The organism is Mesobacillus subterraneus (genome assembly GCF_000934845.1).
In the GTDB taxonomy this organism is placed as follows: Bacteria; Bacillota; Bacilli; order Bacillales; family Cytobacillaceae; genus Mesobacillus; species Mesobacillus stamsii.
In genome coordinates this window covers 1-16,246 of sequence record NZ_JXIQ01000117.1, presented here as the reverse complement: position 1 = coordinate 16,246, position 16,246 = coordinate 1, and the positions used below count along the sequence as shown (strand labels likewise).

The 16,246-nt window shown below is 48.3% G+C and carries 10 protein-coding genes; 8 read left to right on the top strand and 2 right to left on the bottom strand.

The window, feature by feature from the left end:
• Positions 1–66: 66 nt before the first annotated feature.
• Positions 67–1,260 (bottom strand): chromate transporter, encoded by a 1,194-nt coding sequence (locus UB32_RS14885; protein WP_044395009.1) that lies wholly within the window; start codon positions 1,258–1,260, stop codon positions 67–69.
• Between the two features lie 137 nt (positions 1,261–1,397).
• Here UB32_RS14885 and UB32_RS14880 point away from each other — a divergent pair, with 137 nt between their 5' ends.
• Positions 1,398–1,907: a hypothetical protein gene (locus UB32_RS14880; RefSeq protein ID WP_044395007.1), complete on the top strand. Its 510-nt coding sequence runs from the start codon at positions 1,398–1,400 to the stop codon at positions 1,905–1,907.
• A 69-nt stretch (positions 1,908–1,976) separates the two neighbouring features.
• Here UB32_RS14880 and UB32_RS14875 read toward each other — a convergent pair whose 3' ends face one another.
• Complete coding sequence (locus tag UB32_RS14875; protein WP_044395005.1) at positions 1,977–3,476, bottom strand: multicopper oxidase family protein; 1,500 nt, start codon at positions 3,474–3,476, stop codon at positions 1,977–1,979.
• Between the two features lie 316 nt (positions 3,477–3,792).
• Here UB32_RS14875 and UB32_RS14870 point away from each other — a divergent pair, with 316 nt between their 5' ends.
• From UB32_RS14870 to uvrA, 7 genes are all read left to right on the top strand, one after another.
• A complete protein-coding gene (locus UB32_RS14870) occupies positions 3,793–5,640 on the top strand; it encodes a GAF domain-containing sensor histidine kinase (RefSeq protein WP_044395003.1) in 1,848 nt (615 codons plus the stop codon).
• Positions 5,615–6,265 (top strand): response regulator, encoded by a 651-nt coding sequence (locus UB32_RS14865; protein ID WP_044395016.1) that lies wholly within the window; start codon positions 5,615–5,617, stop codon positions 6,263–6,265. The genes UB32_RS14870 and UB32_RS14865 overlap by 26 nt, the downstream gene beginning before the upstream one ends.
• Positions 6,266–6,575: 310 nt before the next feature.
• A complete protein-coding gene (locus tag UB32_RS14860; protein WP_052807058.1) occupies positions 6,576–8,006 on the top strand; it encodes a S8 family serine peptidase in 1,431 nt (476 codons plus the stop codon).
• A 247-nt stretch (positions 8,007–8,253) separates the two neighbouring features.
• Positions 8,254–10,710: a S8 family serine peptidase gene (locus UB32_RS14855; RefSeq protein WP_084221862.1), complete on the top strand. Its 2,457-nt coding sequence runs from the start codon at positions 8,254–8,256 to the stop codon at positions 10,708–10,710.
• A 142-nt stretch (positions 10,711–10,852) separates the two neighbouring features.
• Entirely contained in the window at positions 10,853–11,080 is a 228-nt protein-coding gene (locus tag UB32_RS14850) for a CsbA family protein (protein ID WP_044395000.1), read from the top strand.
• A 214-nt stretch (positions 11,081–11,294) separates the two neighbouring features.
• A complete protein-coding gene (uvrB, locus tag UB32_RS14845) occupies positions 11,295–13,274 on the top strand; it encodes an excinuclease ABC subunit UvrB (protein WP_044394998.1) in 1,980 nt (659 codons plus the stop codon).
• Between the two features lie 7 nt (positions 13,275–13,281).
• Complete coding sequence (gene uvrA / locus UB32_RS14840; RefSeq protein WP_044394996.1) at positions 13,282–16,158, top strand: excinuclease ABC subunit UvrA; 2,877 nt, start codon at positions 13,282–13,284, stop codon at positions 16,156–16,158.
• Positions 16,159–16,246 lie beyond the last annotated feature (88 nt).

Sequence of the window (16,246 nt, the reverse complement as noted above, 5' to 3'; positions counted from 1 at the left end):
CACAGGACGTGGCGTTATCGGCGGGCAGCGCTTGTCGGGGCTGACCAAGGCGCCCTGTGCTTTTCTTCAAAAAAGGATAGACAATATCATTCCGCCAATTGCCCCGGTACAGACAATAATCCACGGTGCAAGCTTCCAATATACGAGCATGCTGAACAAAATTGCTGCAAATACGAAATCGATCGGCGCGAGAATCGAACTTGTCCAGATCGGATCGTAGAAGGCCGCAATCAGGATGCCGACAACAGCTGCATTTACGCCAATAAGGGCATTGCTAATTTTGCTGTTTCGTCTCAATGCCTCCCAGAATGGCAGTGTACCGACGATCAGCAGGAAGGCTGGCAGAAAGATCGCTGCCGTCGCGAGCAAGCCGCCCTTCCAGCCGCTGATGACCGCCCCGATATAGGCTGCAAAGGTGAACAAGGGTCCTGGTACTGCCTGAGCTGCGCCATATCCGGCAAGGAAGGCTTCCTCGCTGAGCCAGCCTGTCGGGACGACTTCGCGTTCTAGCAGAGGAAGGACGACGTGTCCGCCTCCGAACACGAGCGATCCTGAACGGTAAAAGCTGTCGAACATGGCAATTGCGTTAAGGGAAGTCGTTTCCCGCAACACCGGCAGAAGGACAAGCAAGCCAAAAAACAAAGCGAGACTAACATAACCAACCGTTTTGGAGATGGAAAAAGTCATTCTGTTATCCTCGATTTTGTTGCGGGATTTGAATAGCCAGGAGCCAATAACTCCAGCGGCAAGGATCACGCCAATTTGCGTGTACGCTGACTGCGACAGCAAGCTGGCAGTCAGTGCGAATAATGCAATTGTTTTTTGCGGCAAATCGCGAGTGAGCTTCTGTGCCATTCCGAGGATCGCTTGTGCGACAACAGCGACGCCAACGATTTTCAGCCCGTGGATCCAGCCAGCGTCGCCAACCTCGTATCCTTGCAAAATCAGCGCAAAGAGGATGAGCACCAAGACAGAAGGCAGTGTGAATCCGAGGAAGGCGAACAATCCTCCAAATAAACCACCGCGCATCAATCCTATACCAATTCCTACCTGGCTGCTCGCGGGACCAGGAAGAAACTGGCAAAGAGCCACTAAATCGGCATAGCTCTTTTCATCGATCCACTTTCTGCGACGGACATATTCTTCATGGAAATAACCGAGATGGGCAATGGGCCCGCCGAAGGAAGTCAGCCCAAGTCTCGTCGAAACGATTAAGATTTCAAGCAGCGACTGGAATGTAACAGGTTTTTTCTTTGTCATTTCTTTGTCTCCTTCCCTCAATATTCTACCTAACTGAAAACAAAAATCCAATCGAGACTATCTGGGTGTAAAAGCTGGCATATTTTTCAGGAACGGTGTAAAAATGAACTTATGGAGAGAAAAAGGAGGAAAGCGGAATGCCGGGAAGATGGATCAAAATCGGAGGTTACACCGTTATTGCCGTGTTTTCAGCAATGTTCATCCTCGGGTTTATTACTGGGGAAACAGATGTTATGAGCGCGCTTTTTAAAAAAGGTGGAACGATAGCTGAAATTGGAGCAATCGCTGCATTTGGATTATGGATTGTCAGGTTGTTACTCCGGCAATTGAAAAAACGTAAATTTGAATTTTCGAAGTGGGTACAGGTTGTTTTCAAGCTGTTAAGAGAGCATCATACCATGATTGGCTGGGCTGCATTTTCCGCCGCGCTTGCACATGGATCTTATTTTTTCCTGCAGGCAAACGAAGAATGGCAGCGCGTCTACAGCGGATTAGCGACTTTGATTGGTTTTGCGATTCTCGTGACTGTTGGCTTATTCCTGGACAAGCGGGCAAAAGGAAGGAAGTATCAAACCTTTAAAAAAGTCCATCAGGCAATTGCGATAATCTTTGGGTTCGCTTTAGGCATACATCTTTTGGTTGGGTAGCAAAAAGACTCCGGAGTCCCCGGAGTCTTACTCTTTTCTTAGGCGTAAATCATTCCAGTCCCCGAAGTCTTACTCTTCAACGGTGAACTGTCCCATCATTCCTGCATCTTCGTGTTCAAGAATATGGCAGTGATACATAAACAGTCCTTTGTGATCGAATGTCGCAATAGCTCTGACTTTTTCCCCTGGGGAAACCAAAATGGTATCCTTCCAGCCGCGTTCGTTTGGCGGCGGTGGATTGCCGTCTCTGTCGAGGATGAGGAATTGGGTTCCATGGCCGTGGAATGGGTGGGCCATCCCCATGTTATTGCCCATCATCCCCATGCCATCATTCGTAATCTCCCAAATCTCGGTATCATGGAGCTTGAGCTTCTCATCAATTCGGTCCATATCCATTTGTTTGCCGTTGATCGTGACGTTTTGGCCCATGCCGGACATGACGAATTTTCTCGTGTTTGTAGCCATGGACTCATCCACTTGCGGTATGTCCACTAAATGGGCAGGAAGCTCTTTTGGTCCTTTTTCCTCGCCGGTAACGACAAATTTCAGAAATGGAAGCCCCTGATCTGTCAGCTCGACGGTTTCGCCCTCTTTATAGCTGGAAAAATCAACAATTAGCTCCGCCCGCTCAGCCGAACTCAAAATCAGGTTGCTAAGCTTAACCGGCTCTTCCAGTAATCCGCCGTCGGTTCCAATTTGATAGAAATCCTGGCTGTTGCTTAAAGCAAATTGGTAGATCCTTGCATTCGAGCCATTTAGCAGCCGGAATCGAACCTTGCCCTTCGGCACTTCGACATAGGGATTGATGGCGCCGTTGACCATAATCGTATCGCCCTGGAGACCCATCATCACATCCTGCATTCCGAGATTGTAGGCAAATTGGCCATTTTCATCGAGCTGCTTGTCCTGAACAATCAGCGGAATATCGTTGACGCCATACTCATTTGGGAGATCCAGCTGCTCGCTATCTTGATCATCGATAATAAATAACCCTGCAAGCCCCTTGTACACATGTTCACCTGTTTTATGTAGCAGGTGAGGGTGATACCACAATGTTGCTGCGTTTTGGTCGATGGTGAATTGCGGATTCCATGTGGTCCCTGGTTGGATTCCGCTATTTGGTCCGCCATCATCCTCGCCATCCACTTCAAGACCGTGCCAGTGCAAAGTTGTTGCTTCATCAAGCTCATTTTTGACTTTAATCGAAACATCGTCGCCTTTTTTGACACGAATCACCGGCCCTAAATAATTTCCATTGTAGCCAAAGGTGTCGGTTGGCTTTCCTTTTAAAAATTCCATCGACCCTGTTTGCGCTACAAGCGTGAATTCCGCTTTGTTCGGGTCAGGATTTTCGTCTTCCAACAGTGGCGGAATGGGCAGCGGCTTTTCTTCTCCTGAAAAATTGTTGGTTTTCCTATTTTCAACAGCGCCAGAACCGCTGCCCATCATGCCGCCTCCCTGGCCAGGCATATTTCCGCCAGCACCGCCGCTCATCATTCTCATGAAAATCCATCCGCCCCCAATGACCAAGACAAGAACAACGATTGCGGTTATGATTACTTTTTTCATTTATGCGCCTCCTTTGCTGTTCTTTTTTTATCATACCTCATAAACGTCCTCTTCAATCTATCAGGAAAATATGCATTTTTTGTAGAGAAAAAACAGCCCGTAACACTTTCGTACTATATAAATACCCCGTTTGATGAATGGTTATCCTCTAAGGATATTGTCATAATGGAATTCAACGAAACTCTTCGTGAGTTTGGCCCATTCATTGGCTAGTGGCACCCCCATTTGGCCAGTGAGTGGGTTTTATTTGTATAATCAAATCTGCTAGTATAAAATTAATTAACTGAAAATTCTAAAACGTGGTGAGGTGACCTAAATGAAGCGAAAAAGGGAGGGGTATGCAAAGCTGTTCATGAGTTCCGTTACGCTGATCGGCTGGCTGCTCATCATTTTCTCCATTAGAAAATGGGAGACACCTCATGAACCTGTTGTTCTGGCACTTTTGCTGATGTTTTTGCTGATTAGCGAGTACTACCCAATGCCGGTGTGGCGAGGTCATACGGCGATTACCTTCCCGGTCGTTTATGTGCTGTATTTACTGTATGGGTTTTCCTGCACCGCACTCGTCTATGCTTTTGCCGTATTGATCGTCAACCTGCTGCACAGAAGGCCCCTCCGGACGGTATTGTTCAATCCTGCTCAGCTTGTGCTCAGTTTTTATTTGGCCGCAGCGATATTGTCTGGGGCAGAATACCAGCTGGAACAACTGGCAGTGGATCCAATTTTTCAGGGAATCATTCGCTACTTTTTCCTGCTTGCTGTCTATGTCATCATCAATAATCTGATTGTCGACCTTGTATTGCTCATCAGGCCACAGCCTTATTCGCTTCAGTCTTGGAGGCAAAAATCGCTTACGGAACTGAATAGTGCCGCGATCTCACTCGTGTACGGAATTACTTTGTATATTGTCGGCAGCGAAAACCGTGGCGAAATTGATGTGTTTGCCTATTTCTTTTTCTTTTCGCCGCTTGTCGGGATCTCGCTGTTAAGTGCAACGATCGCGAGGCTGAAAAGAGAGCAGAATCGGCTGAAGCTACTTTTTTCAATTACATCGCAGTTGAACCAAATGCTTCCCTCTCAGGACTGGCTTTCCGCATTGAAGGGAAGCTTCAATGAACTGATTGGCGCCGAGGCAAGTATCCTATGGATCAAAAAGGAAGGGGACTGGGAGGTGAGCTTCAAGGATGGCAGGACGCTTGCAGACTGCGGTCTGTTAGCAGAGGCTTTTGCCGAATTTGCGGGAATGCGATGCCCGATGATTTACAATGATCGTAAGAAGGACGCTGGAGTTGCTTCTGCTTGCTTTGAAAAAGATGTAAAGGCTTTTGTTTACTCGCCGCTAGTCATCGAGAACGAAACGATCGGGATGTTCATTGTGGCCCGGAGTCGAACAAAAAGCTTTGAAGACCATGACGTCCAATCGATTGCGACGCTCTCAAACCAACTTGCCGTCGTCATCAAAACACGGATGCTTTTTACCGAAAAAGAAAAGCGGATTGTTCTTGAAGAGCGAAACCGGATTGCCCGCGATATCCACGATGGTGTCGCCCAGACGCTTGCTGGAGCAGTGATGAAGCTCGAAACTGCCGGAAAGAAGTTCAGCAAAAATCCGGAAGAGACGAGGAAGCTTGTCGATGAAAGTGTCCTCGGCCTCAGGGATAGCCTGAAGGAAGTCCGCGAGTCGATTTATGCATTGCGGCCATATCCTACCCAGAAAGCGACGCTCGCAGAAGCGATTTTGCGAAAAATCGAAGCGGCCCAGAAGGAGTACGGGCAGGCCATCCAGTTTGAAATCAGAGGACAGGAGCAGCAGCTCAGCCCGATGGTGGAAAAGGTTCTGTTCGATACCTTCCGGGAAAGCTTGCATAATGCGATCAAGCATTCACAGGCTACGAAAATTGAAATTCTCTTAAGCTATCAATCCGAGCATATCCTTTTGAAAATCAAGGATGACGGCAAAGGATTCTCGCTGTTCCAGGCGATGCTCGAAGCCAGGAGCCAGCCGCATTTCGGGATCCTGCAAATGAACGATGCCGCTGAAAAAATCAATGCTTCCTTGCAAATTGACAGCAAGGAAGGCTCGGGAACGGAAGTAAGCATCGCCGTTCCAAAAATGGGAGTGGAGGGGGAAAGCAATGATGATCAGGCTCATGCTAGTGGATGACCATGCTGTACTGCGCGATGGGCTCCGCAATATTTTGTCCGTTGAAGATGATATTGAAGTTGTCGGGGAAGCCGTCTCTGGCGACGAAGCCCTTTTACAAGTGGAAAAATGCAAGCCGGACTTGATCCTGATGGATATCAACATGCCATTGAAAAATGGCGTCGAAGTTACTGGCATTTTAAAAAAGAAGTACCCGAATATTAAAATTCTTGTGCTGACGATGCACAGCCACGAGGAATACTTTATGTCCGCAATTCGTGAAGGAGCGGATGGTTATTTATTGAAGGATGCGCCATCCGACCAAGTTGTCGAGGCAATCCGGACCGTTGCCCGGGGCGAATCGGTCATCCATCCGTCGATGACAAGAAAGCTACTAGCCTTCCATCAGCAAAAACAGACGGAGCAGCAGGACAACACGCTGACGGAGAGGGAAAGAGAGGTGTTGCTCTGTCTCGTGGAAGGACTAAGCAACAAAGAGATCGCCGACCGCCTGTTCATTAGCGACAAAACCGTGAAAATCCACGTTAGCAAAATTTTTAAAAAGCTGAATGTCAAAAGCCGTTCCCAAGTAGTTATCCATGCCGTCCAGCACCAGCTCGTCCCCATCCCGCCGACATCGATCTGAGCATAGAGAGAGTCCTCTAAAAAAGGGCTCTCTTTCTCTTTGTAGAATCAGACAGGTTTGCGAGTGCAGAACGAAAAGTTGTCAAGAAAGCCTCGTTATTTTGACAGGTTTGGGTGTGCAGAGCGAAAAGTTGTCAAGAACCCCCCCAGGTTAAAATTTTTATTTGGATGGCGCGGTGCCTGATTGATACTACTTTGGTAGTATCAAAGATTAGTACGGAGGTTATTATTTTTTAAACCCAATGCAGAATGGTTTTTACGTAAATATTGTGGGAATATTAAGAAAAATAGCGAAGGAGCTGACTAACTGAATGAAGTGGAAAACTGTATTTTTATCCGGTATTCTTGTGGTTGCTATGGTCTTTGCTTCGATTGTTCCGTTGACCACGACTAAGGCGGTAGAGCCTGAAAAAGCAGTAATAGACGCTGAGTTGACCAAAGTCCTTTTATCAGCTGAGGGCCCGGTGGAAGCGATTGTTACGTTTAAAAGTGATCAGGGAGTGCTGCCAGGACAAGTGAAGCTTCTTGAAGAAATTGGCATCACCAATGGTTTGACATTGAAAAGCCTGCCGATTGCCGGAATAGTGGCGACAAAAACGCAAATGGACAGGTTGGCAGAGAGCGACCAGGTAGTTTCGATTTACCTAAACAAAAGGCTGGCATACGAAAATGCGGAAGCGACCGACCTAACTGGCGTCGACAAGGTTCGGACAGATGACAGCATGAGAAAGCGAAACGGCGGATTGCCGGTAACAGGCAAAGGGATTGGCGTCGTCATTAATGACAGCGGCGTGGACGGAACCCATCAGGATCTGGAATTTGGCAAGCATCTCGTCCAAAATGTACTTGGATCGACTAATTTGAATGCGCTCAGCGCTCTGCTTCCCGTCACCTATGTGGAGGGTGTACCGAATACGGATTCCAGCTCGGGGCACGGTACTCATGTTGCCGGGATTGTCGGCGGAACTGGCGAAATGTCCGGAGGCAAATACGAAGGGGTTGCCCCGGGTGCGAACCTGATTGGCTACGGATCAGGAGCTGCGGTGGCGATGCTTGATATACTCGGCGGCTTTGATTATGCATTGACCCATCAGCAGCAGTACAATATTCGCGTCATTACCAATTCCTGGGGAGACACGGGGGACGCCGGCACTGACTTTGATCCATCTAATCCTATTAATATCGCAACCAAGAAATTGTATGACCGCGGGATTGTCACGGTATTCTCTGCAGGAAATTCAGGCCCGGATGAAAAAACCATTTCGGGAAATTACAAGAAGGCACCATGGGTAGTGACCGTTGCTGCCGGAGATAAATCGGGCAAGCTTGCAGACTTTTCCTCACGCGGGGAAGATGGCCGGGGAGGGACTGTTACAGTCGACGGCAAGTCTTGGGAGTGGCAAGACCAGCCAACGTTGACTTCCCCTGGTGTCGACATTATTTCTACTAGAGTAATCAGCCCACTGGTCGCGCTTGGTGCAACTTCGGACGTCGAATATATTGAGCCTGCCTATCTGCCATTTTATACAACGATGAGTGGAACATCGATGGCCGCTCCACATGTCGCCGGCATAATTGCTCTGATGCTGGAAGCGAACCCGGTGCTGTCGCCAGCCGAGGTAAAGTCGATTCTTGAAAACACCGCAACAGCCATGCCGGATTACGCTGATTGGGAAGTTGGTGCTGGGTATGTGAATGCCTACAATGCAGTAAATGCAGCTTTTAAAGAGAATGATAGATAGGGGATCAACAAGTACAGGAAGTAACCGGTATTTTGGATCATTAAACAAAGCGAATTCCATAAAAAATCAACTTTGCGGAAATATAGGATGTCCTTATTTTGGAAAAAACACTATCTAAGCTACTACTTTTGTATGAGGCCAAAATAGACATTACGGAAAATAAGTTTATAACCTTTGAAGAATGGTTTTGCAGTAGCGATTTGATGATAATAAAGGAAGAAAGATGAAAAATGGAGAGGAGAATACGATGAAACGTTATCTGTATCTGTTGTTGGCATTCCTGTTGATGATCCCGATTTTTGCAGCTCCCCAGGGGAAGGCGAGTAGTCTGGCGGTCATAGACCCGCTTGTTACCAAGGCATTGGACACGACAAGCTCCCTGCAAGTCATCGTCACTTTCAAGGGAGACAGTGCACCAACTAGTTCCCAGCTAGCTCAGTTAAAAACGCTCGGAATCGAAACGGGAGTAAGCATGAAATCCTTGCCGATTGTCGGAGTGATCGCGACAAAGGCTCAAATTGAAAAACTGGCGGCCGATCCGGAAGTTCAATCGATTTATATGAACAAAAAGCTCACTTACTTCAACGCAGATGCGACAGCGATCACGGGTGTCGATAAAGCGAGAACAGACGACGGCTTCCGCAAGGCGAACGGCGGACTGCCTGTTTCAGGAAAAGGAGTAGGAGTCGTCGTGAATGACAGTGGTGTAGACGGCACGCATAAGGACATCGAGTTCGGCAAAAATCTCGTCCAGAATGTAATGGCGCAGACGAATTTGAATGCCTTAGCCCCAGGCTTGCTGCCGATCACTTATCAGGAAAACGTCCCTAATACGGATACAAATTCAGGACATGGTACACATGTAGCCGGCACGGTAGGCGGAACGGGCGCGATGTCTGGCGGAAAGTATGAAGGCGCTGCCCCGGGTGCGGATTTAATTGGCTACGGTTCAGGAGCAGCATTATTTGTCCTTGATGGCATCGGCGGTTTTGACTACGCGATTACCCATCAGTCTTCATACAATATTCGCGTCATCACGAATTCCTGGGGTTCCTCAGGAGACTTTGATCCTAACGACCCAATCAATATTGCCAGCAAAAAAGCACATGACCGCGGAATTACGGTTCTTTTTGCGGCAGGGAATGAAGGGCCAGGAGAGAACACGCATAACCCATACGCAAAAGCTCCGTGGGTCATTTCAGTTGCTGCTGGAGTCAAAGACGGAACCCTTGCAGACTTCTCATCAAGAGGCACGAAGGGTGTCGGCGGTACTTTTACAATCGACGGCAAGGATTGGACATGGAAGGATGAACCGACTGTGACCGCTCCAGGGGTGGATATCGTTTCGACCCGCGTCCTCGCTCCCGTATCCTCGCTGGCAGTCGACCAGGATGTGCAAACAATCGAAACAGGGTACCTGCCTTATTACACAACTATGAGCGGCACATCGATGGCAACTCCTCATGTTGCCGGAATTGTCGCCTTGATGCTCGAAGCCAATCCGCTATTGTCGCCGGATGAAATCAAATTGATTCTTGAACAGACCGCTACGAATATGCCAGGCTATGAAACTTGGGAAGCTGGCGCAGGCTATGTGAATGCCTATACAGCCATTGATCATGCATTCAATGGAACGGCTTATGGATCAACCCTTAACTCAACCCAGACATTCTACAGCAATGTGGACGCCGAAACAGAGCGGAAGGAATTTTCGGTTGATTATAATCCGCTCACCTTTGTTTCGGATAACCAATATGAATTCGCAGTGGAAGCAGGTGTATCCAGCCTTGTCGCCAAAGTAGACGGGGCAGGTTTGATGGAGCAGACGGGCAACACTATTAATCTAGTGCTGATCGCCCCGGATGGAACGGAATACAGTTCTGGTGTAAGTTTGCTGTTCCCGCTCTATTATGATCGGACAGTTTCGGTCACATCGCCTGAACCTGGTGCATGGAAGGCTGAAATCCGCGGACTTCGTGGTGTGGATGCCAACCCACTTGGCGTCGCACTGCCTGAAACGGTAAAAGGAGAAATGGCGTTCACGAAAGTTAGCGGCTTCTCTGGATTAAATGATATTGCCGGACATCCAGCAGCAGAAGCGATAAAAATGGGAGTGAACGAACGGTTATTGGACGGCTTCTCCAATGGTGCCTTCAAACCAGATGCATTTTTAACGAGAGCAGAGCTGGCAAAATACTTGGTGATGGGCGCTGAAATCAAGCAATCTCTCCCAGCAGCACCAAGTTTCTCAGATGTTTCGGAATCCACTCTTCCATTTGCAGAAGCAGTCGCAGCAAAGGGTGCTTCGTTTCGTGACAAGCAGCAAATCCAAAATGGGGTCATCCTTCCGAAGGGAAATGGGAAATTTGCCCCTAAGGATGGAGTGACACGTGCTGAGTTGGCGTACTCACTCGTTCAGGCATTGGGCATGCAAGAACAAGCGGAAGACTTCTCTGGTCAGCTGACTGTCCAGTACAAGGACGAAAGAATTGCCATTTCAGATGGAGCAGAAGTGCCCGAACAGCTGAAAGGTTATGTTCAAATCGCGCTGGACCTGAATATTCTTAATGCGAGCTTCGCTGTCACACAGGGGCCATATGATTTAGAACCAACAGTCACAGCAAGCTTCAGGCCAACAGTCAAAAATACGCGCGGTGATTTCGCAGTGGCGATGACCCGCTACTATCATGCATTCCTAAATTGACCCACTAAGGAGAACAGGCAGAAATTGGCCTGTTCTCTTTTTTAATGGATAAATTCTTGTAACCTACTGCTAAAAAAGCTATATTTTGTACATAGATAAAGTCTGCTAGAAAAAAGTTCACTCTGAATGAGGTGTTTTTCCAGTGTTGCTGAAATATTTATCCGCACTGTTCCTGCCTGGTTTCATGGTCGTGTTTTTTGCGCGGGTTGCCTATAACCATGTGCTTGCCCTTGTATTGACGGTCGCATTGATTGCGGCTTCGGTTTATAAAGGCTATACGGACTCCTTCCTGCTCATTGTCGTGGACGCTTTCTCGCTGACCGTTGGCTTTTTTCTGGCTAGTCAGATGAGAAGGCGGAACAAGAAATAGCTGAATAAACCTGTCGATTTTTATTCGACAGGTTTTTGCTGTTACAGCATCATGATGAAAAAGCAAAAATTCGAATGCTTGTTCGCTTTTTAGTGGTTTGTTCTGCCTACTTTGTGGTAGAATGAGGATATGACTTTTTGACAACTGTGTATGGATTATATATAAGAAGGTTCTTATTTTATTAAGAAAGAATTACAGTACAGGAGGCTTTTCTGTGAAGGACCAATTTGAATTAGTCTCGAAGTATTCCCCGCAGGGAGACCAGCCTGCGGCAATAATAGAGCTAGTGAAAGGGATACGCGCGAACAAGAAGCATCAGACGCTTCTTGGTGCGACGGGAACAGGGAAAACATTTACTATTTCGAATGTGATCCAGGAAGTGAACAAGCCGACGCTTGTCATCGCCCACAATAAAACGCTTGCTGGCCAGCTCTACAGCGAGTTTAAGGAATTTTTTCCGAACAACGCGGTGGAGTATTTCGTCAGTTACTATGATTATTATCAGCCGGAAGCATACGTGCCGCAGACAGATACCTTCATTGAAAAAGATGCAAGCATCAATGATGAGATTGACAAGCTTCGTCACTCGGCTACATCGTCGTTGTTTGAGCGCAAGGATGTCATCATTATTGCCAGCGTATCCTGCATATACGGTCTTGGTAATCCAGATGAATACCGTGACATGGTCGTGTCTCTGCGGACCGGCATGGAGATCGAGAGGAATAAACTGCTTCACAAGCTCGTCGATATCCAGTATGGACGGAATGATATTGACTTCAAGCGCGGGACGTTTCGTGTGCGCGGAGATGTCGTCGAGATTTTCCCAGCCTCGCGCGATGAGCATTGCATGAGAATTGAATTTTTCGGCGATGAGATTGACCGGATCCGCGAGGTGGATGCCCTTACTGGCGAGATCATCGGTGAACGGGATCATGTGGCGATTTTTCCGGCATCCCACTTCGTTACCCGCGAAGAGAAAATGAAAATTGCCATTGAAAACATTGAAAAAGAACTGGAAGAACGACTGGAAGTGCTCCGGTCTGAGGAAAAATTGCTGGAAGCCCAAAGACTGGAACAGCGGACAAGGTATGATCTTGAGATGATGCGCGAGATGGGCTTCTGCTCCGGAATTGAAAATTACTCGCGCCATCTGACCTTAAGGCCGGCAGGTGCGACTCCCTACACATTGCTCGATTATTTTCCTGAAGACTTTTTACTTGTTGTCGATGAGTCGCATGTTACCTTGCCACAAGTAAGGGGAATGTTCAATGGGGACCAGGCGCGTAAGCAAGTGCTGGTTGACCATGGCTTCCGACTGCCGTCTGCCATGGACAACCGTCCGCTGACTTTTGCTGAATTTGAAAAACATGTCAAACAGGCAGTGTTCGTTTCGGCGACACCGGGTCCATATGAATTGGAACATACACCAGAAATGGTCCAGCAAATCATCCGTCCAACTGGATTGCTCGACCCGACAATTGATGTTAGGCCGATTGAGGGCCAGATCGATGACCTGATCGGTGAAATTCAGGAGCGGGCAAAGCGGAATGAACGCGTACTGGTGACGACTTTGACGAAGAAAATGTCCGAGGACCTGACCGATTACTTAAAGGAAATCGGCATCAAGGTCCAGTACTTGCACTCAGAGATCAAAACGCTCGAGCGGATTGAAATCATCCGTGAACTGCGGCTCGGAAAATACGATGTCCTCATCGGGATCAATCTTTTAAGGGAAGGATTGGATATTCCAGAGGTTTCGCTCGTGGCGATTCTCGATGCCGATAAGGAAGGCTTTCTCCGGTCCGAAAGATCGCTCATCCAGACGATGGGACGAGCGGCGCGGAATGCAAATGGCCATGTTATCATGTATGCCGACAAGATGACCGATTCGATGACTAAGGCGATCAGTGTTACAAAGCGCCGCCGCGAAATTCAGGAGGAATACAACAAAAAGCACGGCATCACACCGCAAACGATCCAGAAAAGCATCCGCGACGTGATTCGTGCGACGATTGCTGCCGAGGACATGGAAGTTTACAGCCCGGCCGAAGGACTGAAGAAGCTGACAAAGAAAGATCGTGAGAAAGTGATTTTAAATATGGAAAAAGAAATGAAGGACGCAGCAAAAGCGCTCAATTTCGAACGGGCGGCAGAGCTGCGTGACCTCATTCTTGAGTTGAAAGCGGAAGGATGACGATAATATGGCAATGGATAAACTGATTGTCAAAGGCGCCAGAGCCCATAATTTGAAAAATATCGATGTCACCATTCCGAGAGACAAGCTTGTTGTCTTGACAGGACTTTCCGGTTCAGGGAAGTCATCGCTGGCGTTCGACACGATTTACGCGGAAGGACAGCGCCGTTATGTGGAGTCCTTATCTGCGTACGCCCGTCAGTTCCTCGGTCAGATGGATAAGCCGGATGTCGATTCAATTGAAGGATTGTCTCCGGCCATCTCAATCGATCAGAAAACAACAAGCCGAAACCCGCGTTCCACCGTGGGAACGGTGACGGAAATATATGATTATTTACGACTGTTATTCGCACGGGTGGGAAGACCAACTTGCCCGATTCACAAGATAGAAATTACATCCCAAACGATTGAACAGATGGTCGACCGGGTGCTGGAATACCCGGAAAGAACGAAGCTGCAAATCCTGGCACCAATCGTGTCTGGCCGAAAGGGTACCCATGCGAAAGTGTTGGAGGATGTAAAAAAGCAGGGCTTTGTCCGTGTCCGCGTGGATGGAGACATGCTTGATCTAGATGACGAAATCGAGCTGGAAAAAAACAAGAAACATTCCATTGAAGTCGTCATCGACCGGATTGTTGTCAAGGAAGGGATTGCTGCACGTTTGGCGGACTCCCTTGAATCGGCGCTCAGGCTGGGCGAAGGCAATGTGCTGATTGACGTAATCGGCAAGGAAGAATTGATGTTCAGCGAAAACCATGCCTGTCCAATCTGCGGTTTTTCCATCGGCGAGCTGGAGCCGCGAATGTTCTCATTCAACAGCCCGTTTGGCGCCTGCCCAGAATGCGATGGGCTTGGCGCAAAGCTCGAGGTGGATGTCGACATGGTGATCCCAAACAAGGAATTGACATTGAAGCAGCATGCGATCGCCCCGTGGGAGCCAACCAGTTCGCAATACTATCCGCAGCTGTTAGAGGCGGTCTGCACTCACTATGGAATTGACATGAATATTCCGGTCAAAGATCTGCCCGACAATCAATTGGAAAAAATTCTGTATGGGTCAGACAAAGACCGGATTTATTTTCGGTATGAAAATGATTGGGGACAAGTCCGGGAAAATTATCTTATTTTTGAGGGCGTGTTGAAGAATGTCGAACGTCGTTATAAGGAAACAAGCTCGGACTATATACGCGAACAGATGGAGAAGTATATGGGCGAGCATGCCTGCCCGACATGCAAAGGATTCAGACTGAAACGGGAAACGTTAGCTGTCCTGGTTGACGGCCACCATATTGGAGAAGTGACAGCTTTATCGGTGGAGGAGGCACTTCAATTTTTCCAGAGCCTTGAACTTTCCGAAAAAGAAATGAAAATTGCCAACATGATTTTTCGTGAAATTACCGAGCGGCTCGGCTTTCTGATCAATGTTGGCCTGGATTATTTGACGCTGAGTCGAGCTGCCGGAACGCTATCCGGCGGGGAAGCCCAGCGGATCAGGCTGGCAACCCAGATTGGCTCGCGGCTAACAGGTGTGCTTTACATTTTGGATGAACCTTCTATCGGGTTGCATCAGCGCGATAATGACAGGCTGATTGCTACGCTGAAAAACATGCGGGATATTGGCAATACGTTGATCGTGGTCGAACATGATGAGGATACAATGCTTGCTGCGGACCACCTGATCGATATCGGCCCTGGTGCTGGTGTCCATGGCGGGGAAATCATCTCCCAAGGAACGCCAGCAGAAGTCATGGCCGATCCAAACTCACTTACGGGCCAGTATCTCTCGGGAAAAAAATTCATTCCCCTTCCAGTCGAGCGCCGCAAACCAGACGGACGCTATATTGAAATCAAAGGCGCAAAGGAAAACAACCTGAAAAATATCAATGTGAAATTCCCGCTTGGAATTTTCATCGCGGTTACGGGGGTATCTGGTTCCGGCAAGAGTACGCTAATCAATGAAATCCTTCATAAATCACTAGCAATGAAGCTGAACCGAGCAAAAAGCAAACCCGGAGAGTTTAAGGAAATAAAAGGGGTTGATCACCTCGAAAAAGTCATCGATATTGATCAATCGCCAATCGGCCGTACGCCAAGATCAAACCCGGCCACCTACACCGGAGTGTTCGATGATATCCGTGACGTGTTTGCATCGACGAATGAAGCGAAGGTGCGCGGCTATAAAAAAGGGCGATTCAGCTTCAATGTCAAAGGCGGACGCTGTGAAGCCTGCCGCGGCGACGGCATCATCAAAATCGAAATGCATTTTCTGCCTGACGTCTACGTTCCTTGTGAAGTCTGCCATGGCAAGCGCTACAACCGCGAAACTTTGGAAGTGAGGTACAAGGGGAAAAATATTTCCGATATCCTGGAGATGACGGTGGAAGCGGGAGTGGAATTCTTCGCCAATATTCCGAAGATTTCCAGAAAATTGCAGACGATTTACGATGTCGGCCTCGGCTATATTAAACTCGGCCAGCCCGCGACTACCCTTTCCGGCGGAGAAGCCCAGCGTGTAAAGCTTGCATCCGAGCTGCACCGGCGCTCGACCGGACGTTCGCTTTATATTCTTGATGAGCCTACGACCGGCTTGCATGTGGATGATATATCCCGCCTGCTTGTCGTCCTCCAGCGTCTTGTCGAAAATGGGGACACTGTGCTGGTAATCGAACATAATTTGGATGTCATCAAAGCTGCCGACTATATCGTCGATCTTGGACCGGAAGGCGGAGATCGCGGCGGCACGATCATCGCCAGCGGCACTCCCGAAAAAATTGCCGAAGTACAGGAATCCTATACGGGCCGCTACCTAAAGCCGATCCTAGAACGCGAGAAACTGCGGATGAAAGAACAGATCAACGAGAAAGAAAAAACGACAATCAAGTAGACAGTGCCCTTTATTTAACGGATTTCCGAAAGAAGTCTCCCATCCTCAAGGAACGGGAAGGGCTAAAGCCCAATGAGTAGGTGGGAGA

What these genes read in the sequence shown, in the direction of transcription:
- UB32_RS14885 (WP_044395009.1), bottom strand. Translation starts at nt 1,260, where the DNA reads ATGACAAAGAAAAAACCTGTTACATTCCAGTCGCTGCTTGAAATCTTA.
- UB32_RS14880 (WP_044395007.1), top strand. Translation starts at nt 1,398, where the DNA reads ATGCCGGGAAGATGGATCAAAATCGGAGGTTACACCGTTATTGCCGTG.
- UB32_RS14875 (WP_044395005.1), bottom strand. Translation starts at nt 3,476, where the DNA reads ATGAAAAAAGTAATCATAACCGCAATCGTTGTTCTTGTCTTGGTCATT.
- UB32_RS14870 (WP_044395003.1), top strand. Translation starts at nt 3,793, where the DNA reads ATGAAGCGAAAAAGGGAGGGGTATGCAAAGCTGTTCATGAGTTCCGTT.
- UB32_RS14865 (WP_044395016.1), top strand. Translation starts at nt 5,615, where the DNA reads ATGATCAGGCTCATGCTAGTGGATGACCATGCTGTACTGCGCGATGGG.
- UB32_RS14860 (WP_052807058.1), top strand. Translation starts at nt 6,576, where the DNA reads ATGAAGTGGAAAACTGTATTTTTATCCGGTATTCTTGTGGTTGCTATG.
- UB32_RS14855 (WP_084221862.1), top strand. Translation starts at nt 8,254, where the DNA reads ATGAAACGTTATCTGTATCTGTTGTTGGCATTCCTGTTGATGATCCCG.
- uvrA (WP_044394996.1), top strand. Translation starts at nt 13,282, where the DNA reads ATGGCAATGGATAAACTGATTGTCAAAGGCGCCAGAGCCCATAATTTG.